The sequence below is a fragment of the Pseudarthrobacter sp. TAF60_1 genome, from assembly GCF_052113505.1.
Lineage (GTDB): Bacteria > Actinomycetota > Actinomycetes > Actinomycetales > Micrococcaceae > Arthrobacter.
This window is the reverse complement of record NZ_JBFRDI010000020.1, coordinates 1-19696: the sequence shown is the minus strand read 5'-3', so window position 1 is coordinate 19696 and position 19696 is coordinate 1. Positions and strand designations below refer to the sequence as shown.

Here is a 19696-nt window from a genome sequence, read left to right as displayed (position 1 = left end):
TCCGGGGTGGCTGGAGGTCGGGCGGAGCCGGGGTGCGGGCATGGGGGCCGCGGGACGGCTAGCCGCCGATGTACCTGTTCCGGCCGGCGCGGTATCCGAACACCGCGGCCAGCGTGCCCACCAGCAGGAACAGAAGTCCGGCGGCCGTGAAGGATCCTGTGGACTGGTGCAGCTGGCCCACCATGAGGGTGCCGGTGGAACCCAGCCCGTAACCCACGCCCTGCATCATCCCTGAAAGGTGCGCGGCGGTGTGCCCGTCGCGGGTACGGAGCATGATCATTGTCAGGGCTACTGCCGTGAGGCTTCCCTGCCCGAGGCCCAGCAGCCCGGTCCACACCCAGACGAGCTCCAGGGGCCCGAAGATGCTCAGCGCGAAGCCACCTCCGGTCATAAGGGCCACCACCACGTTGATGGCCCGCTGGTCCTTGAACCGCGCCGCCAGGGCAGGCGCGAACAGCGAGCCCAGCATCTGCAGCACGATCGAGGCGGAAACCATCAGCCCGGCGGTGCCGCCGTCCACTCCGCGTTCCCGCAGGATCGGCGCCAGCCAGGCGAACACGCTGAAGGACATCATGGCCTGCAGCACCATAAAGATGGTCACCTGCCAGGCCACCGCGGAGCGCCACACGTTCACACCGTCGGACACGGCCTGGTGCCGGACGGGGTGCTGCCGGAGCGCCACCGGAAGAAAGAGCACAAGAACGACGGCGGCGGGCAGCGCCCAGAACCAGAGCCCCGCCGTCCACTCCCCTGTGGCCGTGAAGACAGGGTAAGTCAGGCCGGCGCCCAGGGCGGCAGAGCCGCAGATCGCCGTGGTGTACAGGCCGCCCATGAGGCCCAGCCGGTGCGGGAAATCACGTTTCACCAGCCCGGGGAGGAGCACGTTGCAGAGGGCGATGGCGGCACCGCAGGCGGCCGTTCCCACCAGTAGGGTGGGGAGATGGCCGGCGCCCGGCACCAGCCCGCCAATGTCCGCGGGCCGGAGCAGCAGCCCTGCCGTGAGCACTGACATGGCGCCGAGCAGCACGCGCTCGGCACCGAACTTGCGGGCAAGGAAAGGTGCCAGCGGTGCGAAGACACCCAGAAGGGTGACGGGCACGGTGGTGAGCACAACCACCGCCCAGCCCGGCAGGCCGGCGTCGGACGTAATTTCCGGAAGTACCGCCGCGAAACTCGAGAAGACCGTCCGGAGGTTCAGGCCGATAAGCACCAGGCAGAGGCCCAGGTAGGCCAGGGCGCGGCGGCTGCGCGACCCCTCCGGGAGAGCAGTGGGGGACGCCGGGGGAACATCGTCGATCTCGGCGTCGACGAGCGTGCCTCGCTGGCCCTTCGCCGCAGGGTCGACAGCCCGTTGCTTCCTTGCCTCGGCGTTGGTTGCTTCCGTCACCCGCCCATTCTTGCAGGATGACGGGTCAGGCAGGCAAACGGTCAATAGTTATCCACATGCGGATGCCCCGTCCTGTTACGTCCTTTGCCGAGTGCCTAAGTTGAAGAAGACGGAGCAGCAGCCCGGCGCACCAGGTCAGGCCTGATCAAGTGGAGCGGCTGAACCAATAATCCGATTCAACCGCCACAGAACAGCGGGGAGAACATGAGCACGTCACAACCACCGGAGCCGGACATGAAACGGAATCCGTACCCTGAGCCGGGCATCGGCCGTCAACCCCCAATAGACCAGTCACCCGCAACGGACCACCCCTCCGAGGAACCCCCGTCGGGCGTCAACCGCGTGCAGCAACAGCCGCCGCCCCCACCCGGCTCCTCGGGCAAAGCAGTTGCCAGCCTTGTCCTGGCAATCTTTTCACCCTTGACCCTCGTTATCACAGCCCCGTTTGCCCGCTTCGCCATGCTGCTGACTTTTCCCTATGACGGACCTTCGAGATATCCATGGGCCGCCCCACTTGCCCTGTGGAGCCTTCCCCTGATTTTCGGCCTTATATCCATCGCCCTGGCCCTCGCTGCCCTGCGGAAGTCGGAGCGACGTTCCGAAACCCGGGGCCTGGCGGTGGCATCCCTCTGGATATGCGGCGTGATTTTCGTGATCGGCCTGATCTTGACCCTGCGGTTCGTGTACCTGATGCACCTCGGCTGACGCGCTTCCATTGAGGAACCGGGCTGCCGGCCGCCAGCCCGGCGCCCCCATTCCAGGGCATCGCCACACGCTGCGGGTATTCTGAAGGGGATGAGCGAATCCCCAGAATCTCCCCAGCCTCCGCATGTCCCGCGGCCGGTGACGCCCGGAACCCAGGCGTCTTTTGGCACCTACGGCGGCAGGCCGGTCAGCTTCGTCCGCCGCGGAACCCGCCTTCAGGGCCGCCGCCAGACGGCTTGGGAAGAGCATGCCGACCGCTGGGCCGTGGACGTGCCCCGGCACGTCGCCAACACCTCGGTCCACCCGGACTACACGTTCGACGCCGAGGCTGAGTTTGGCCGGAAGGCACCGTTGATCGTGGAGATCGGCTCCGGGCTGGGCGATGCCATCTGCCACGCCGCCGAGCAGAACCCGGACACCGATTTTTTGGCTGTGGAGGTCTACACGCCGGGCCTGGCCAACACCATCATCAAGATCAACAGCCGCGGGCTGAGCAACGTCCGGGTGGTGGAAGCCAACGCGCCCGAGGTGCTGGCCACCATGCTGCCGGCAGGCTCCGTCAGCGAACTCTGGGTGTTTTTTCCCGACCCCTGGCACAAGTCACGGCACCACAAACGGCGTCTGATCCAGCCGGAGTTCGCCCAGCTCGCCGCGCGGGCGCTCAAGCCGGGCGGCCTGTGGCGGATTGCCACGGACTGGTCCAACTACGCCGTCCACGTCCGCGACGTCCTGGCGGACTCCCCGGACTTCGAAAACCTCCACACCGGCGAGCGCCACGGCCCGGAAAGCCCCCTCACCCAGGTGTGGCAGTCCGGCGTCGAATCCCTGGTGGGTGGTGCGCCGGTCCGTGAAGGCAGGGCACCGGTCAGCACCGAACACACCGGCCCCAACGAGGGCGTGGATGAAACCGGGGGCTGGGCGCCGCGTTTCGAGGGCAGGATTCGCACCAGCTTCGAAGCTAAAGCGCATGAGGCCGGCCGGCTGATCTTCGACCTCTGCTATCGCCGGCGCTGAGCCTCCACACGTAAGTAGCGCCAACAGTCGTTTTGATAGCCCACAACGACAGTTAGCGCTGCCTAATCGGGTCAGGACACGCTGATCGAGGAAACGATCTCCTTCAGCATGTCCACCCGGGGTTCGATCTCCGGGTTGACGAAGGGCCAGATCACCACAACGCCGATAAACCGGTTGTTTTCCCAGACGCCTACGGTGGCTGCCACCCGCGCCGCGCCTTCGGGGTCCGAATAACCCACCAGGACGGCGTAGGCGGACTTGCCCGGCAGGTTCAGCTCGCCCTCGGTCAGGAGGGTACCGGCACGTTCGTCCCGGTAGAAATCTGACATGACATGCGCCCAGCCGTTGGCCCCGGGGGCATCCGTGACGGAGGTGTCGTCCTTGATCACGGTGACCAGGACGCCCCCGAGGAGGCCGTACTGCTCGGTGTTGGGCCCGGCGGCTGAATCCTCCAACACCTGGGTGTGCTCGGGAAAGTCTGCGCTATACCCCAAAGGGGATTCGATGTGAACTGACATGGTTGCTCCTTAGCGGTAAGTCTTGGGATCAGGCACGGCCACGTCAGAGCCGCTCAAGCTTGGTGTCGTTCGCGACCTTATAGTACGTGGACACGTTGGTGGTTGCCTTGTTCTCCGTCTTCAACTCCACTTCGCCCGCCTTGAAGTCCACACCGGCCTCGTTGGCCACCGTCACCACGTTGTTCACCTGAACGGTGGCCGAGCCTGCCTCGTACAACTTTGCGGCGTCCGCGGCCGCCGCGCTGTCGTTGCCAAGCGCCACATTGCGCATATAGCTGTCAATCACGGGCGCGTTGTCCGGCGTGTAGGCGACGTCGATCTTGACGGTGCTTTGCGTGCCCAGGGTCACGTTGGACTCGAGCTTGGCGCCCTGGAGGTCGGGGCCGGCGCTGGCTCCCTGCGCCACGCTGCCCTCCATGGACACCACGATCGACTTGATGCTGCTGTCCTTGTCCAGGTTTACCTCCAAGCCACCCTTGCCGGAGGCCGTGAACAACTGGCCGTCCAAATCCAGCTTCCCCTGGGCGGACACTTCGCCGCTGCCCTTGGCGGTGCCGTCCGTGAGGTTCCGCTCGTAGGCGAGGTCCAGTTTCGCGGAACCCGACGCGGGCCCGGCATCGCCCTTGGCCTCGAACGAGAGTGTTCCCTTGACCTTGTCGTCCCAGCTCGTCGCGCCGTTGTCGTTCGCGGCGTCCTGGATGGTGGCCGCGAGGTAGACGGGCGCGTTGGCGGCCACATCCTTGACCTCCCCGATGCTGTCCGGCGGAAGCTCCCGGTACATCTGGTTCCGGGCAGCCATGGCCTCTTCAACGCTGCCGAATTTGAACTCGCGTGATCCTTCTCCATTGAGGGTGACGCCAGCCGTTCCGGTATGGTCATTGACGCCCACCCCGATGTTTCCGTAGACCTTGAGCGTGGCCGAACCATCAGCATTCTCGTTCACCACCGTGCCCACTTCGGCGCCGGCATGGAACCAGGCAATCCGGCCGTCGATAGTGGCCTTGCCGCTCTCCGTATAAATAGCGGTGTCTGAGAGGGCAAGTTCCTGGAGATGGTCGGTGGCCTGCTCCTGGGCAGATTCGGGGATGCCACCGTCCATCTTCATCAGCTCAGCGGCGAGGGGTCCGTGCTCGCCTTCGCCTTCGATCAGGTACTGCCGGTCCGCCTCGGACAGGCCTGCCCACCACTGTGCCTGATCTTCCGGGCTGCCGTGGAGCGCCTCGTTAAGGCCCTGTTCGAGCTCCTGGCGGTGCGCCTGGGCCTCGGCAGCCTTCTGTATCTGTTCTTCGAGCCAGGTCTGGCCGCGGCCACCCAAACCTTGGAGCTTGTCCAGGAAGCTGCCGCCTCCCCCACTGGAGGAATCGGAGGCCTTTTCCTGCTCGTTCGCGTGCTGCAGGAGCAGCTGGGAGTTGTGGCGCAGGCTGGACGCAACACGCTCCAGGGTGGGGCGGTGGCTTCCGGCCCAGTCCTGCCGGAACCGCTCGCCGTCGAGACCCTTCCATGGTGCGGACTGGATCTGGCCCTGCAGGGAGCTGGCCCGGCTACTGAGCAGTGTGGCCGCCTTGTCAACGGCCTTCGCCAGCTCACGCAGTTGACTGACGTCCGCGCCGTAAAAAGTCATGGTGTCTCCCCCGAGAGTGATACGAGTGGGTTTATCGCTGAACATATGGTCGCACGGCGGCCAATGGCCCGCGATGGGGATCACTCCCCATCGGCGCAGCGGTATGGCGGGCTGTTGGAGGCAGTCTCCGCATGGCACGATGGGGATTGTGTTGGGGGCACACAATTTTGCGCCTCCCCGGGCGCCGGCATAAGGAACGATCATTAAAAGAGAATTAAGGCAGGCCGCGGACGCGGCGGAGGACGTCACCAACTCACACGCTTTGGAGTTGGTGGCACGGGCGGGGTTTGCGGCAAGCGGCATCCTGCATTTTCTGCTCGGGGCCATCGCCATCCGCCTCGCCATGGGCGGGACGGGGAATGCGGACTTCAGCGGGGCTGTGTCCGAACTTGCCAGCCAGCCCGCCGGCCCATTCCTGCTTTGGGCTAGCTTCGCCGCTTGCGCCGCACTGGCAGTGTGGCAGACCAGCGACGCCATCTTTGACTTCAACCACCTGCCTACCAAGAAAAAAGCCGGCAAAAAAGGCAAAGCAGCAGCCCAGGCACTCGTATACGCCGGATTGGCCCTGACGCTGTTCGCTTTTGCCAAGGGCCAGGGGTCCCCGGACGCCAACAAGCAGTCCGCTACCGACCTCACCCTGTCGGTGATGGAAGCCCCCGGCGGCGTGGCACTGCTGGTCCTGGTCGGGCTCGGTATTGCAGTCACCGGGGTCATCTACGGCATCCGCGGGCCCAAGAGGTCGTTCGAGAAACAACTCACAATGCCCGCCAACCCAAAAATCCGGACCGCCGTCACCGTCCTCGGCGTGGCCGGTTACCTCGCCAAGGGCGCGGTGCTCTTGCTGGCGGGCCTGCTGATCACCGTCGCCACATTGCGCGCCCACCCGGACGAATCCACCGGCCTGGACGGCGGACTCAAGGCCTTGCGCGATCAGCCGTTCGGCGTCTATCTCCTCGCTGCCGTGGGCGCCGGCCTGATCTGTTACGGCCTCTACATGGTGGTCCGGGCCCGGCTGGCCAAGATGTCCAAATAAGCTGACGCTGTGGCCTGGACTGGTGTGTCTAGGGAACGGTGATCACGGCGACGGTCTTCTCGTCGTCGTCGCGCAGCTCCACGGTGGCGATGCTGGCCAGCTGTACCGGGGTGGCGCCGGTGACTTTGACCCGGCCGCTGGGCGTAGCCGTCCAGGCGCAGGCACGGTCCTCCCCGCCGGCGCGGTCCCGCACCCACAATGAGTACGTCCCGCTCAGCGGCATGCTGCTGCCGTTCACCGCCAGTTCCGTGCCCCAGCTCTTCCGGGCCAGGTCCACGCTGAAGCGCAGGCCGCTATCGGCCTGGACCGAGTAGCTGGCGTCAGGCTGCGGAGGGCGGGTCAGCAGCGGCCCTGCTGCCACGCCCAACGCGAGGCAGGCGGCAGCGACGGCACCCACCAGTGCCGCCCACCGCCGTCGTGATTTACGACGACGGGCGGCCAGTTCAACCAGGACCGCCTTGGGTACGGAGGTGACAGGCGCCGCGGTGGGGGCGCTGCGAGAACTTCCGGTGAGTGCCACCGCATCCGGCACCGGGAGCGCGTCCAGCAGGGCCGGCAGGCTTTCCAGTTCGGCGAGGTCCGCCCTGCACTCTGCACAGTCCTGGAGATGGGCTTCGAAGCGCTGCGAATCGGCGGAATCAAGTCCCCCCAGCACGTAGGCGCCCAGCAAGTGGTGCAGGTCCGCGACGTTCACCGTTCCACCCCCATCTCATCCAAAATGGTCCGCAACGCGCGGACCGCGTAGTACGCCCGCGACTTCACGGTTCCGCTGGGAATGTTCAGCTGCACGGCGGCCTCGTTGACGGTGAAGCGGCGGTAGTGGAGCGCCACCAGAACTTCCCGGTGTTCGCTGCTGAGGCGGAGCAGGGCCTCCTCCATGAGCACCCGGTTGAGCAGCTCATCCACCCTCTCAACGGCTTCGGCGGGATCGGCGACGTCGCGTTCCGTGGCCTCGGCAGGCCTCCGCTGGGCTTTCCGGTAGTTGTCGATCATGATGTTCCGCGCCGTCCGGAAGAGGTAGCTGCGCAGGCTGCCGGTGATGTCCGGGGCCTGCTGCCAGACCCGAAGCACCGTCTCCTGGACCACGTCCTCGGCAAGCTGCGGATCCCGTGAGGCGCTGAGCACGAACCGGCGCAGGGCGGAGCCGTGGTCGCGGTAGATCGCGGCCACCACGTCCTCGTCCAGCGGCATGCCCGCCCCTCCCGTCACTGGTGCTTCCGGCTGATACGACGTCCGCCCCGGGCAAACGGTTCACTGGCGGTAAATCAACCCGCCTGGCGGCCAAAAAAGGGGGGCAACATCTTGAACCATTCTTCACCTTGGGGCGTCGTACCGGTTAGCGTCCGGCAATCCGACGCCGGGCCACCAGCCGAGGGAGCAGTTCCATGAAAAAGCATCTGGGCACCAGTCTTGCGGCCATGGCCCTCATGGCCGCACTGGCAGGCTGCGGCGGCAGCCCGGGAACCACCACCACCACGGCCGCGCCCGCCACGAGTCCCGCCAATACCAGTCCCGCCACATCCGCGGCACCGACCGCCACCACCACCGCAGCACCCGCCGTCGACCTCATGACCGCATCCTCAAGCGCAGGCAAGATCGTGGTGGACGCCAAGGGCATGAGCCTTTATGTCTTCACCAAGGATACGAAGGGCTCGGGCACCAGCGCCTGCACGGCAGGGTGCCTGACAACATGGCCGCGGGCCCTCACGGTCGCTGCCACCCCTTCCGCTGAAGGGGTCACCGGAGCGCTGGGTACCATCACGACGCCGGACGGGGCAAAGCAGCTGACTTTGAATGGACTGCCGCTGTACTACTACGCGAAAGACAAGAAACCGGGCGACGTGGGGGGTCAGGGCGTTGGCGGCGCCTGGTACCTGTTGGACCCGGCCGGAGAAATGATCAAGACGGCGGCACCTGGCTACTGAGGGTAGCCGACTAAAACTCCGGTTATGGCTGGACGCCGGGCAGAGGGACTGGAGGGGTGGGCGGCAGGGGCAGAGCTGGGGGCTGTCCCACGCCGTTTGGCAGCCGGTCCGGGACCCGCGGGAGGCCCGGCGTGAGGTCTTGCGGGGCAGGCAGGTGCGGGACGGGCCCGGCCGGGGTGTGGGACGAGTGGCCAGGCGACTCGGCCGGGGCCCTGCCGGAGGTGGCTGGCGGAGCCGCCGGAACCGGCTGCGTGACGGCCGGTACGGCGGGCGGCACGGCGGGCACTGTAGCCGGGGAGACCGGCTTGGCCGGCAACCGCGCCGGCGTTTCCGGCGTTGCCTGATCGTGGCCGCCGCCCACCGTGGCCACGAACGAGCTGACCGCCTGGTTCACGTGGCCGATGGAATCGCGGAGGCCCTGGTCGGAGGCCACGGCGACGGCGCCGCCGGCCGCCAGCGAGACGGCTACAGACAGCGTGGTGAGGGTGATCCGGCGCTTGGCACGACGGCGGGCGGCGAGTTCGTCAGTTGCCATCGGAATTGCCTCGGCAGGCGCAGCAGTGGGCCGGGTCTGAGTCATGGCATCCGGTTCGGAGAGCGGAGCCGGGACGGCGGCGAGGTGACGGGTGGCTGCCGGGACCATCAGTGCGGCGACAGCGGCGGAGGGTTCGGGATGCCCGCCGGCGGCCAGGCCGCGGAGGTCCTGCAGGGCGGAACGGAGCACAGCGTCGTCGTCGAGCCCGGCATCACGGAGCAGCCTGTCGACGGTAGCGTCGCTGCTGGAGCCTGCGATGTCACTCATGATCTGCCTGGTTTCTTCCGAGGGTCCGGTCCTTGAGGTTTTTCAGCGCCCTGCGTTGGAGCTGCTTGATGGCACCCTGGGATTTGCCCATGATGCCGGCCACCTGTTCGATGGATAGATCGGCCACGACCCTCAGCGCCAGGACTTCGCGGTGGTCGTCGGCCAGGCCGTCGAGCATGCCCGCCGCGCCGCTGGTGTACCCGAGGGCGTGGTCCTCTGCGGAGGCCGTGCTGCGCGCGTCCTGCAGGGGGTCGTAAGGCGTGAAGGCCGGCCTGCGTTCCACGCGCCGGTAGTGGTCCACCATCCGGGCGTGGGCGATGGAAAACACCAACGACTTGGCGCCCTGCAGCCCGCCGGTCAGGTCGCCGATTTTGGGGAATAACGCCAGGAAGACGTCCTGGGTCACTGCCTCGGGATCGTCGACGCCGCGGGCCTTGAGGTAACCCAGGACTGCGCCGGCAAAGGTGCGGTAGACAACGCCGAAGAGCACGGCCGGATCAGCGCCGGCAGTGTCCGCAAATATCTCGATGTCTTCTTCGGCCAAAGTGTCTTGCACCAGTGGCTCCTCCGTCCCGGGGCCGTTGGTCTGCTTCATCCCGGCGTTCTGGACTGCGGGCAACCCCTGGGGGCCGTTTTCCCGCAGTCCAGCCTAGCCGAGAGGGTCCTAGCGGCCCGAAACGGCGGGAACGTCTACGTTGTGGCCGGCCACCGCGGGCACTGCAGGGACGGCCGGAGCAGCAGGAACGGCGGGAACGGCGGACTTGCCGTTGACGCCAGGTACGGCAGGAACCGCGGGAACTGCCGGCAGCTCGGGGCGCTCGGCGTGGACGGCTGCAGAGCCCTCTGCAGCAGCCTTGGCTTCAGCGGCAGCAGTGCCCTTGGCAGCGACGTCGGCGCAGAAGGCTGCGACGTTGCCTTCGCCCTTGGCGGCAACGACCAGCGAGGAGAAGCCTTCGGAGGATGCGTTGAGTCCGCCGTTCGTGAAGGCGGTGCAGAGGCCGAAGGCTGCGGCACCGGCGGCGTCCACGGCGGTGCCGGCAGCTGCGGAGACGTTGGCCCCGGCCGCCAGCTTGTCTGCGGATACGGCCGCGTTGCCGTTCACAGCCGCGTCAGCCTTCACTGCCGCGTCGCCGGAGGCGTTGCCTGTCGCCTTTTCAGAAGCCTTGTCGGAAGTCTTGCCGGAAGCCTTGGCTGAAGCGTTCGCCAGGGCAGCATCCGCGGCGTCCGCGGTGAGCTTCGGGGCCGGGGCACCGAGCAGTTCGTGAGCGGTCTGCTGCGCGTCGGCCGGGAGGACGCCGGAAACAGCTGCGACGCCGGTTCCGCCCACGGCCAAGGTGCCTGCGGCGAGGACTCCGGCTGCGACTTTGCTGGTGGCGAGAACAGTGAACAACGACATAAGACACTCCAAAAACTAGAGAACATTTTGAGATCCGGTTCCGTTGGGAACCCATCACGCCCTACATCGCTGGCCGGAGCGGGAAAGTTACGGCCTTTCGAAAATTTCTTTCCGGGACCTGTCTATGAGCCGCTGCGGTCCGCGCGCAGCCTGCTCGTTCCGGGTGGCCAGGTCACTGGCAGTGGATTAGCGGTTCAGGCCAGAAAGGCAGGGCCGCTTGCCCCCTTGCCGGGTATCCTCCTGCGGTTCCATAGTTTGTGTTAAGAGTGTGTTCTTCACGGTATCCAGCGGGGAGAGAAGCGCAAGATGGCCAAGCTCAGTGTGGACAATTTCCCGGCCTCCGCCGGTCCCGGCCCGGTGACTTTGGTTCAGGGGACGTCATTCTGCATTTCTGCTGCTAACGGCGACATGTGGACCAGCCAGCCGCAGGGAGTGTTCTTCCAGGACACCAGGTTCATCAGCGCTTGGAGCCTCACCGTGAACGGTCAGAGAGTTGAACCGCTGTCCGCTACGACTCCCGAGCCCTTCCACGGAGTATTCATTGGAAGACCCCTTCGGCACGACCATGCCGACTCCACATTTCTGATTGAGCGGGAACGCAAGCTTGATACAGGTCTGACCGAGATTGTTACAGTCCACAACTACTCCCGCTCGCCGGTGTTATGCCGTGTGGAACTATCCGCCGACACGGACTTTGCGGGGCTGTTCGAGGTGAAAGACGGGCGCCAGGACCCCGTTGGGAACCGGATCCGCCGTGGGGGTCCGGAGCAGTTGACCCTGGAATCGGAACGGGATGGCCACCAGCGCAGCATAACTGTCACCTTCCCGGGTTCCCGTCTGGAGCGGGAGAACCTGGCAGCTGAACTGACGGTCCCTGCCCACGGAGAGCGGTCCGTGACCATCTCGGCCATCCCCGTGTTGGAGGGGCCGGACGGCCGGTCCAACGCAAAGGTTGCTGCCGGCCCGGATTCCTACCGGCGGGTCATGCAGTGGCACGCCGCCATGCCGACCCCGGACTTGCAGGACGAGGCAGTGGAGAAAGTCATCAAGCGCAGCCAGGAGGACCTGGGGTCGTTGCGGATTTTTCATGCCGATCACCCGGACCGCGCTGTGGTGGCTGCTGGTGCGCCGTGGTTCATGGCGTTATTTGGACGGGACAGTTTGCTCGCCTCGTTCATGTCCTTGCTCCTGGACCCGGAACTGGCGAAAGGAACACTCCTGACCCTGGCTGAACACCAGGGAACAATAGTGGACGCGTCAACGGAGGAGGAGCCGGGGCGCATCCTTCATGAGGTGCGGCTCGGGGCTACCACCGGCTTGGCGCTGGGGGGCAGCCATGTGTACTACGGCAGCATCGATGCAACACCGCTCTTTGTCACCGTTCTGGCCGAGCTGAGCCGGTGGGGGTTGGACGATGCCGCTATGCGCGAACTCCTTCCCGCAGCAGACCGGGCACTGGCGTGGATGGAGGAATACGGTGACCGCGACGGTGACGGATTCATTGAGTATCACAGGAAGACGGATCATGGCCTGCGCAATCAGGGGTGGAAGGACTCCGGAGACGGGATCAACTTCGCCGACGGAACGTTGGCTGAACCGCCGATAGCGCTCTGTGAGGTGCAGGGCTATGCGTATGCGGCCTACATCGGACGGGCCCTGATCGCCACCGTCCTCGGCGACACCGGAACTGCAGATGCCTGCGTGGCCAAGGCGGCCCGCCTTAAGGAAGCGTTCAACGACCGGTTCTGGCTGCCCGAGCGGGGGTACTTTGCCATCGCCCTGGACCGGGACAAAAAACCGGTCGACGCTCTCGCCTCGAACATGGCCCACTGCCTGTGGGCTGGAATCGTTGACGATGACAAAGCGGCCAACCTGGCCGCCCACCTGATGTCCCCGGAGATGTTCACCGGGTGGGGCATCCGGACCCTGGCATCAAACATGGGCGCCTACAACCCGGCCAGTTACCACAACGGATCCGTCTGGCCGCACGATAACGCCCTGGCTGCCGCCGGGCTCATGCGATACGGCTTCGTCCACGAAGCTCAGAAGATTGCCTATGCACTCTTCGAAGCCGCGGGCTACTTCAACGGTCGGCTTCCCGAGCTTTTTTGTGGCTTGGACCGTGGCAGGCATCCGGTGCCAGTGCCCTACCCTGCCTCGTGTTCCCCGCAGGCTTGGGCATCCGCAGCGCCGGTGCAGCTGATCAGGACCCTCCTCCGATTTGATCCGGGGCTCCCCTGGGAGGAATTGTGGCTCGCCCCGACGCTGCCCCCGGAGGATACGCGTTTCCACCTGGACAATGTGCCGTTCTCAGGGGACGGCCGGCTTTCGATCCATATCGACGGCGGCTCCGTCACCGTCCAGGGACTGCCCCACAACATTGAGTTGCGTTCGGAGGCACGGCCCACGCTCCGGGAACTCCTTAAGCTGAGCCAGCGGCCAAAAGATGCTGACCAGGCATGAACCTTGGCCCGGCATCAATGCTTCCTCCTCGTGCCAGGACTCAGCCCCACCGGTGAGATCTGCTGCCTCTAGCGCTCCGTCCCCTTCTCCTTCTCGGATTTTCGGGCGGGATGCACGGCACCGTCCGCCCCATGGTCCCCTTCTGTATAGCGGCCGGCTTTGGATTCGGCGCCGCGGCCCGGTGCGGAACCGGCACCGCCGTAGTTGGCCTTGATGTAGCGTCCGGATTCCCGGGCCTTGTTTCCCAAGGGTTCAGGCAGTCCACCTTCGCTGCCTGCCTCACCGTAATCCCCTTCGACGTATTGGCCTTCCTCATCGTCCGCATGGCGGCCGGACTGCGCACCGGCTTTGCCAAAATTGCCCTCGATATACCGGCCACGCAGGTCGGGTTCTTCCGGCTTCTTTCCCGTATTTGTCTCATCCGTGGCATCTTCGAAGCCGCTATTCTCGGTCATGACCGTGCCTTTCCCGAAACCAACTCCGCGTCTTTCCGGCGCAATTTAAGTCTAGCGAGGGTCCGTCCACTTCGACAGGATCCACCTCCACATGCCCAGGACGGCACACGAAGCCCAGTGCACCCAGCACAACGGCCGCCGTCGAAATCGCCGGAACGCAGCGGGGTCGCCGGAACTTCCCGGCGGCCCCGCACTCTTCCGGCGAACCCAGGACCACGGCGAACCCGGCCCGCATTAAGGTGAGGCGCGCTACGCCTCGATCATCTCGTCGTCGTCCACTTCTTCGAACTCAACGGCGGCAACAATCTCCTGCGTCTCCGGGTTGATCATGAACGCCTCGTCCTCTTCCTCCACCATGAGGAAGTCGCCGTGGTCCGTGCTGAAGTGCCAGGCCAGCGTCTTCTCGCCGTTGTGGACGTAGTTGGGGTCGCCCATGGTGATCTTTTCGAGTTCGTAACCGGCAACGTCGCACAGTTCCCGGATGATGATTTCAAAATCCGGGGCGTCATCCAGCGCTTCCTCATCGGCGCGGGCCTGGCGCTCCTCGAGGTCGGGAAGGAGCGCCACCTGGCGTTCGATGTAGGCGCTGAGCTCCTCGTCGTCCAGCACCAGCAGGCTTTCCTGGCCAAGGAGCCACGCGGCGTTGAGCGCGGTGATGTTCTCGGTTTCGAACAGTTCCTCGAATTCGCCGTCGAGTTCTTCCATGGCGCGTACGGCGTCGGTGGACTCTTCCTCGGCGTCCAGGTCGCCGTCGAGGTAGCGCTCCTCGTCCTCCTCGGACAGCGCATCAAACACCGCAACGGTCCGGTTGAAGAGCTCCAGGTGCGCCGTTGCGCCCATGCTCTCCAGGCCCTCGCGGATCAACTGGTCCACTTCGTCGCGATCGGCGGTGAACACGTACTGGGCGAAGCCGCCCTCCAGGGACTGAGTGACGTAAAAGTCGACGTAGTAGCTGCGGAGCGCCACGGGTGCGATCTCACGGGAGTCGAGCAGGCTCCCGTACATGGCGTTCACCACGTGAACGTTGGCGTCGACAACTTCCTCGCTGCCGGCTTCGATGCTGGCCTTGGTCAGGACGACAGGGTTCTGGCTCGTGGTCATGGGATTCCTTACTGCTGAAAGCCGGATGTTGCTCTGGACACTTTCACGCTACGTGGGCTGGGACAGCGGGCGGTTGTGGCGGAAGTGAACGTCAGGCGAAGTTTCAGGCCCCCGCCGGGCGAACTAAGATGAATCAGATAACCACCGATCGGACGCGGCCCCGCCGTGGCCACTGAAAGTAGCGCGCACCATGCCATCCCAACCGGACGAGAGTGCGGCACTGGCAATACAGACTCCCGCCATCAACGACCGTTCCCTCGCGGCCGGTCTGGCGTATGCCATGGGCAGCCGGGTCTCCGGCATCTCGTTCGACGCCGCCACCGGGCTCATGCTGGGCAAGGTCCGCGGAGGCGCGGACGTGCCGTACTCCACCACGGCCAAGCTGGTCCGGAAAACGGGCGGGTGGAGCTGTACCGTGGGCGTCTGCAGCTGCCCCGTCCGCAAGGACTGCAAACATGTAGCGGCGCTGCTCTTCGCCGCCGAGGACAACCCCGCCATCCGCGTCCAGCTCCTGGCGCCTGCGGAGGTCTCCCGGCTTTCCCGCCAGCCCGCCAGCGTGGATCTGGCCGACTGGGAACAGGCCCTCAGCCCGCTCATTTCGCAGCCCGGCATCACCCAGTCCAGCAACGGCATCCCCCTGGCCCTCCAGTTCGAGATCGAGGAACCGGCCCCGCACTTCTCCTACACAGGCCGCCGCGACCCGCTGCGCAGCGTGCGCCAGCTCAAGGCCCGGCCCGTGATCATGGGCGCCAAGGGCAAATGGATCCGCGGCGACGTCTCCTGGAACACGCTGAGTTACCTGAACTTCCGGCGCGAATGCAACGAGGCGCACATCGAGTGGATGCAGACGTTCCTCGCCGCGCACACGGCCGCCGCCAACCGGGTCCACAACTCCTCCGCGCTCTGGCTGGGCCTGAACACCTTCGCCGGCAAGAACATGTGGGGGCTGCTCGCGGACGCTCAGAAGATCGGCCTCGCCCTGGTCCACAGCCGCGGCACTGAACCGGTGCGGCTCGCGGAGTCTCCCGCCGCCGTCGGGCTTAACCTGAGCCGCTACGGGTCGCCGGTTGAAGCTGCAGCCGGCGGCCTGGGCGCCGCCGCTGCGGTGAATGCCGCTCAAACAGCCGACGACGGCGGGCTGGAGCTCGCGCCCACCATCACCGTTGAGGGGCAAGAGGTTGATCCGGCGTCGGTGGGCACCATCGGCCGCCCCGCCCACGGCATTTTCCTGACCACCGGCGGCGAGGCACTGCCCGGGGTGGCTACGGACAGCGTGATCACGCTCGCGCCGCTCGAAAGTGGCCTCAGCGAGGAGCTGCTGACCTTCGTGACGGCCGGCAGCACCCTGCACATTCCCGCGAAGGATGAGACCCGCTTCCTCACCGGCTTCTACCCGAAGCTCAAGCAGACGGCCCGGGTCACCGCAAAAGATGAATCGGTGCAGTTGCCGGCCCTGGCCGTCCCCACACTCTCGCTGCTGGCCAACTACGGCGCGGACCATCGCGTGCGGCTGCACTGGGAATGGCATTACAAGTCAGGGAACATGGTCACCTCCCAGCCGCTTTGGCGGCACCCCGGAGACCACGGCTACCGTGACGATACCGCCGAGGCCCGCATCCTGGAAGGCATTGGCCAGCCGTGGGACGTTGTCCCGGCCCTGGGCGAATCGGCCACCGGCGGCTGGGGAACGCCGCGCCTGTCGGCTTCGGCGGAACTGAGCGGCCTGGACACCCTGGCGTTTACCGAGGAAGTCCTGCCCTTGTTGCGCCAGGCACCGGATGTTTCCGTGGACACCGCTGGCGACATCGCTGATTACCGCGAGGCCGAGGAAGCCCCGGTGGTTTCCATCTCCACCAAGGCCACCGAACAGCGCGACTGGTTCGACCTTGGCATCCAGATTTCGTTGGAGGGCCAGCCTGTCTCCTTCGCCGCCGTGTTCTCGGCACTGGCAGCCGGTCAGACCAAGATGCTCCTGCCCAGCGGCGCCTACTTCTCGCTGGACCTGCCCGAACTGCACCAGCTGCGGGCCCTGATCGAAGAAGCCCGCTCGCTGCAGGACAACAAGGATGCGCCGCTGCAGATCAGCCGCTTCCAGGCCGGGCTCTGGGACGAGCTGGCCCAGCTGGGCATCGTGGACGAGCAGGCTGCTGCATGGCGCTCCGCGGTGGGTGGCCTGCTTGAGGGCGGGATCGACGGGCTGCCACTGCCTGCCTCATTGAACGCCGAGCTGCGGCCCTACCAGCTTGAGGGTTTCAACTGGCTCAGCTTCCTCTACAAACACAGCCTGGGCGGGGTCCTCGCCGACGACATGGGCCTGGGCAAGACCGTGCAGGCCCTCGCGCTGATGTGCGCGGCGAAGGAGCAGGCTATGCAGCTTGCGGCTGCTGGAACTCCCGCGTCCGACGGCGGGACTCCCTTTCTGGTGGTGGCCCCCACCAGCGTGGTGGGCAACTGGGCGGCCGAAGCCGAACGCTTCGCCCCTGGCCTGACGGTCCGCACCGTCAGCGAGACCTTTGCCAAGAATGGACAGGACGCGGCGGTTGAACTGGGCGGCGCAGACATCGTCATCACCTCCTACGCCCTGTTCAGGATCGACTACGAGTCGTACGCCTCCAGGACCTGGGCTGGGTTGGTTTTGGATGAGGCCCAGTTCGTGAAGAACCACCAGTCCAAGGCGTACCAGTGCGCCCGGAAGCTGCCGGCGGCGTTCAAGCTGGCCATCACGGGCACCCCGCTGGAGAACAACCTCATGGAGTTCTGGGCACTGACCTCCATCGTGGCGCCGGGGCTGTTCGCGAGCCCCAAGCGGTTCGCCGAGTACTACCAAAAGCCGGTCGAAAAGAACGGCGACAAGGGGCAATTGGAGAAGCTCCGCCGTCGGGTCCGTCCGCTCATGATGCGCCGCACCAAGGACCAGGTCATCAAGGACCTGCCGCCCAAACAGGAGCAGATTCTGGAGGTGGTGCTGAACCCGCGCCACCAGAAGGTCTACCAAACGCACCTGCAGCGCGAACGGCAGAAGATCCTGGGCCTGATCGAGGACGTCAACAAGAACCGGTTCACCATCTTCCAGTCGCTCACGCTGCTGCGCCAGCTCAGCTTGGACGCATCCTTGGTGGATCCGTCGCTCTCAGCCGTCCGCTCTTCGAAGCTGGACGTGCTCTTCGAGCAGTTGGAGGACCTGGTGGCCGAGGGGCACCGGGCGTTGATCTTCAGCCAGTTCACCGGGTTCCTCGGCAAGGTCCGCGAACGCCTTGTGGAGGAGAAGATCGAGTTCTGCTATCTCGACGGCGGCACCCGGAACCGTACCGACGTCGTCAATGAATTCAAGAACGGGAGTGCGCCCGTGTTCCTGATTTCACTCAAGGCCGGCGGCTTTGGGCTGAACCTGACCGAGGCCGACTACGTCTTCCTGCTGGATCCCTGGTGGAACCCCGCGTCGGAGGCACAGGCCGTGGACCGGACCCACCGGATCGGACAGGCCCGGAATGTGATGGTGTACCGGCTGGTGGCCAAGGACACCATCGAGGAAAAGGTCATGGCCCTGAAGGCCCGGAAATCGCAGCTGTTCGCGGACGTCATGGAAGGCGACGCACTCTCCGGCGGCGGGATCACGGCCGAGGATCTGGCAGGGCTGTTCAAGGACTGAGCTCCCCGGGGGTTGGCTAGCCGCAGGTGGCGAGAATCCCGGCGATCGCGTCGTGCTCGGCTTGGGTGGCCCACAGGTGGTACTTGGCTTTGACCGCGGTCTGGCGGACGACGTATTCGCAGCGGAACGCTTTGTTGGGCGGGAGCCAGGTTGCCGCATCCTTGTCGCCCTTGGCGCCGTTCGTGGGCCCGTCTGCAGCCATGAGGTTCAGGGGATCGTTAGCCAGATCCTCCCGCTGTTCTGCGCTGAGCTGTTGCGCGCCCTTCTGCCAGGCATCGCTGAGTGCTACAAGGTGGTCAATCTGGATGGCGGTGCTGGTGGTGTTGCCGCGGACAAAATTGATCGTTGTGCCGGTGTACTTGTCAGCCAGCACACCGCTAGCAACAACGCAGTTCTGAGTGCCCGGCTTGAACGTCTCTCCTTCGAGGTCCCTGGCGAGAATGTCGTTTCGGGTGTCACAGCCGTTTCGGTCGACGTCCGCCCAGGCGGGGCCGAACTCTTCGCGGCTGTAGCCGGTCTTGGGGGCGCGTCCTTTCACCGGGAGAGTTCCCAGTTGTGCAGTGGCTGTGGACAGTTCGGTTGAGCTTACAGATGAGTCTGCGGAGTTACCTGACGGGACTTCCCTGGCCCCTTCGGCCATCCTGGTTGCGGCCTGCCCGGCAGCTTGCGCTGCGGCATCACAACCGGCGAGGGTGCCTGCGAGAAGCAGGCTGGTGAACAGGGTGAGCGCCTTGGTGGCGGCGGAACAGTTGATCTTCGGGTCCTTCAGGATTGGGGCGGCGGCATGGGTCCGGCGCAGCCGGAGTGCGCGGCGGTGAACAGGCTACTAGCGCCGGCCGTCCTGATCTGTCAGGCCTGTAGGTGGAGTCCGTCACGCCGCGTTGTCAGCGCGCTCATGCCGCGGCTCCAGCCAGGATCCGGCGCCCCGCTGCGTCGCCGTCGACCCGAGAGGTCCGCCCGGTGAAATAGCTCGAAATTCTTTGGGGGTGGTCCTGCTGTCAGCCTTAGATGTCGTACCCCCTCGACATGATGGAGGTATGGAAAGCACGGCGGCGGGCGAACGGTCGGCAGGGGCGGTGGCGGCGGACGCCGGCCCGGCTGCCGCCGCGGTGCCTGCCGACGACGGCTCCGCAGCCCCTGGGTCGGCAGCCCCTGGGTCGGCGGATGCGGCGTTTGAGGCCGTAGCGGCTGCCGTTTCCGTGCTGGCCGAACTTCGCCGCCGGCAGCGTGAGGAACCTGCCGGGCCGGATCCGCTGCGCCACGGTGTCGACGTTTCCCTGGACCGCCTCGCCGCGATCTCCCGGCTCGAAGCAAGCACCGCCGCGTTCAAAGTCCTCACCGCCACGGAATACACGGACGCCACAACGGCGCTGACCCCGCCCGCCGCGTCCCCGCAGGAGAACACGGCCCACGAAATGGCCGCCATCGCCGAGCTCGCCTGCGTCCTGACCGTCAGCGAACCGAACGCCGCAACACTGCTCTCCACCTCCCGCCGGCTCACCACCGCCCTGCCCCTGACCCTGGCCGCCCTCCAGACAGGAACCCTGTCCTGGCAGCACGCCCGGACCATGGTCGACGAAACCCTCAACCTCGACCCCGCCGGCGCCCAAGCTCTGGAAGCGCACTT

The 19696-nt window shown here is 65.9% G+C and carries 17 protein-coding genes and 1 pseudogene; 7 read left to right on the top strand and 11 right to left on the bottom strand.

All coding sequences use genetic code 11. From position 1 onward, the window contains the following. Positions 1 to 58: 58 nt before the first annotated feature. The gene (locus AB4Y73_RS18910) at positions 59 to 1387 is read right to left on the bottom strand and encodes an MFS transporter (RefSeq protein WP_441873942.1); all 1329 of its coding nucleotides are present in this window, start codon (positions 1385 to 1387) and stop codon (positions 59 to 61) included. A 234-nt stretch (positions 1388 to 1621) separates the two neighbouring features. Between AB4Y73_RS18910 and AB4Y73_RS18905 the strand changes: the two genes are divergently transcribed. After that, a complete protein-coding gene (locus AB4Y73_RS18905; RefSeq protein WP_441873940.1) occupies positions 1622 to 2092 on the top strand; it encodes a hypothetical protein in 471 nt (156 codons plus the stop codon). 90 nt (positions 2093 to 2182) lie between these two features. Next, complete coding sequence (gene trmB / locus AB4Y73_RS18900; protein WP_441873938.1) at positions 2183 to 3106, top strand: tRNA (guanosine(46)-N7)-methyltransferase TrmB; 924 nt, start codon at positions 2183 to 2185, stop codon at positions 3104 to 3106. A gap of 71 nt (positions 3107 to 3177) precedes the next feature. Here trmB and AB4Y73_RS18895 read toward each other — a convergent pair whose 3' ends face one another. Then, entirely contained in the window at positions 3178 to 3624 is a 447-nt protein-coding gene (locus tag AB4Y73_RS18895; protein ID WP_441873936.1) for a hypothetical protein, read from the bottom strand. Between the two features lie 43 nt (positions 3625 to 3667). Beyond that, positions 3668 to 5245, bottom strand: a complete 1578-nt coding sequence (locus tag AB4Y73_RS18890) for a hypothetical protein (protein WP_441873934.1) — start codon at positions 5243 to 5245, stop codon at positions 3668 to 3670. Positions 5246 to 5507: 262 nt separating this feature from the next. On the opposite strand from AB4Y73_RS18890, the gene AB4Y73_RS18885 reads away from it, so the two are divergent. Further along, complete coding sequence (locus tag AB4Y73_RS18885) at positions 5508 to 6278, top strand: DUF1206 domain-containing protein (RefSeq protein ID WP_441873932.1); 771 nt, start codon at positions 5508 to 5510, stop codon at positions 6276 to 6278. A gap of 28 nt (positions 6279 to 6306) precedes the next feature. On the opposite strand, the gene AB4Y73_RS18880 is transcribed toward AB4Y73_RS18885, so the two are convergent. Both AB4Y73_RS18880 and AB4Y73_RS18875 read right to left on the bottom strand, forming a co-directional pair. Then, positions 6307 to 6972: an anti-sigma factor family protein gene (locus tag AB4Y73_RS18880; RefSeq protein ID WP_441873930.1), complete on the bottom strand. Its 666-nt coding sequence runs from the start codon at positions 6970 to 6972 to the stop codon at positions 6307 to 6309. Further along, positions 6969 to 7469, bottom strand: a complete 501-nt coding sequence (locus AB4Y73_RS18875; RefSeq protein ID WP_441873928.1) for a sigma-70 family RNA polymerase sigma factor — start codon at positions 7467 to 7469, stop codon at positions 6969 to 6971. The genes AB4Y73_RS18880 and AB4Y73_RS18875 overlap by 4 nt, the downstream gene beginning before the upstream one ends. A gap of 194 nt (positions 7470 to 7663) precedes the next feature. On the opposite strand from AB4Y73_RS18875, the gene AB4Y73_RS18870 reads away from it, so the two are divergent. Next, positions 7664 to 8203, top strand: coding sequence for a COG4315 family predicted lipoprotein (locus tag AB4Y73_RS18870; protein ID WP_441873926.1), 540 nt, complete (start codon positions 7664 to 7666; stop codon positions 8201 to 8203). 22 nt (positions 8204 to 8225) lie between these two features. Here AB4Y73_RS18870 and AB4Y73_RS18865 read toward each other — a convergent pair whose 3' ends face one another. From AB4Y73_RS18865 to AB4Y73_RS18855, 3 genes are all read right to left on the bottom strand, one after another. Then, positions 8226 to 9005: a hypothetical protein gene (locus AB4Y73_RS18865; RefSeq protein WP_441873924.1), complete on the bottom strand. Its 780-nt coding sequence runs from the start codon at positions 9003 to 9005 to the stop codon at positions 8226 to 8228. Then, entirely contained in the window at positions 8998 to 9561 is a 564-nt protein-coding gene (locus AB4Y73_RS18860; RefSeq protein WP_441873922.1) for an RNA polymerase sigma factor, read from the bottom strand. The genes AB4Y73_RS18865 and AB4Y73_RS18860 overlap by 8 nt, the downstream gene beginning before the upstream one ends. 108 nt (positions 9562 to 9669) lie before the next feature. Further along, a complete protein-coding gene (locus tag AB4Y73_RS18855) occupies positions 9670 to 10401 on the bottom strand; it encodes a protein tyrosine phosphatase (RefSeq protein WP_441873920.1) in 732 nt (243 codons plus the stop codon). Between the two features lie 306 nt (positions 10402 to 10707). Here AB4Y73_RS18855 and AB4Y73_RS18850 point away from each other — a divergent pair, with 306 nt between their 5' ends. Continuing rightward, positions 10708 to 12864, top strand: a complete 2157-nt coding sequence (locus AB4Y73_RS18850) for an amylo-alpha-1,6-glucosidase (RefSeq protein ID WP_441873918.1) — start codon at positions 10708 to 10710, stop codon at positions 12862 to 12864. 68 nt (positions 12865 to 12932) lie between these two features. On the opposite strand, the gene AB4Y73_RS18845 is transcribed toward AB4Y73_RS18850, so the two are convergent. Both AB4Y73_RS18845 and AB4Y73_RS18840 read right to left on the bottom strand, forming a co-directional pair. Further along, positions 12933 to 13319, bottom strand: coding sequence for a hypothetical protein (locus AB4Y73_RS18845; protein ID WP_441873916.1), 387 nt, complete (start codon positions 13317 to 13319; stop codon positions 12933 to 12935). 249 nt (positions 13320 to 13568) lie between these two features. Then, positions 13569 to 14420, bottom strand: a complete 852-nt coding sequence (locus AB4Y73_RS18840; protein ID WP_441873914.1) for a DMP19 family protein — start codon at positions 14418 to 14420, stop codon at positions 13569 to 13571. Between the two features lie 190 nt (positions 14421 to 14610). On the opposite strand from AB4Y73_RS18840, the gene AB4Y73_RS18835 reads away from it, so the two are divergent. After that, complete coding sequence (locus AB4Y73_RS18835; protein WP_441873912.1) at positions 14611 to 18069, top strand: DEAD/DEAH box helicase; 3459 nt, start codon at positions 14611 to 14613, stop codon at positions 18067 to 18069. A 16-nt stretch (positions 18070 to 18085) separates the two neighbouring features. Here the strand turns inward: AB4Y73_RS18835 and AB4Y73_RS18830 are convergent, their stop codons facing one another. Continuing rightward, positions 18086 to 18823, bottom strand: coding sequence for an HNH endonuclease family protein (locus tag AB4Y73_RS18830; protein ID WP_441874075.1), 738 nt, complete (start codon positions 18821 to 18823; stop codon positions 18086 to 18088). Between the two features lie 283 nt (positions 18824 to 19106). Here AB4Y73_RS18830 and AB4Y73_RS18825 point away from each other — a divergent pair. Continuing rightward, positions 19107 to 19696: pseudogene (locus tag AB4Y73_RS18825) on the top strand (hypothetical protein); the annotation flags it as partial.

Bases quoted from the DNA above. Each gene is read 5' to 3' on its own strand.
- AB4Y73_RS18905 (WP_441873940.1), top strand. From the start codon at position 1,622: ATGAAACGGAATCCGTACCCTGAGCCGGGCATCGGCCGTCAACCCCCA.
- trmB (WP_441873938.1), top strand. From the start codon at position 2,183: ATGAGCGAATCCCCAGAATCTCCCCAGCCTCCGCATGTCCCGCGGCCG.
- AB4Y73_RS18895 (WP_441873936.1), bottom strand. From the start codon at position 3,624: ATGTCAGTTCACATCGAATCCCCTTTGGGGTATAGCGCAGACTTTCCC.
- AB4Y73_RS18890 (WP_441873934.1), bottom strand. From the start codon at position 5,245: ATGACTTTTTACGGCGCGGACGTCAGTCAACTGCGTGAGCTGGCGAAG.
- AB4Y73_RS18875 (WP_441873928.1), bottom strand. From the start codon at position 7,469: ATGCCGCTGGACGAGGACGTGGTGGCCGCGATCTACCGCGACCACGGC.
- AB4Y73_RS18870 (WP_441873926.1), top strand. From the start codon at position 7,664: ATGAAAAAGCATCTGGGCACCAGTCTTGCGGCCATGGCCCTCATGGCC.
- AB4Y73_RS18865 (WP_441873924.1), bottom strand. From the start codon at position 9,005: ATGAGTGACATCGCAGGCTCCAGCAGCGACGCTACCGTCGACAGGCTG.
- AB4Y73_RS18855 (WP_441873920.1), bottom strand. From the start codon at position 10,401: ATGTCGTTGTTCACTGTTCTCGCCACCAGCAAAGTCGCAGCCGGAGTC.
- AB4Y73_RS18850 (WP_441873918.1), top strand. From the start codon at position 10,708: ATGGCCAAGCTCAGTGTGGACAATTTCCCGGCCTCCGCCGGTCCCGGC.
- AB4Y73_RS18845 (WP_441873916.1), bottom strand. From the start codon at position 13,319: ATGACCGAGAATAGCGGCTTCGAAGATGCCACGGATGAGACAAATACG.
- AB4Y73_RS18840 (WP_441873914.1), bottom strand. From the start codon at position 14,420: ATGACCACGAGCCAGAACCCTGTCGTCCTGACCAAGGCCAGCATCGAA.
- AB4Y73_RS18835 (WP_441873912.1), top strand. From the start codon at position 14,611: ATGCCATCCCAACCGGACGAGAGTGCGGCACTGGCAATACAGACTCCC.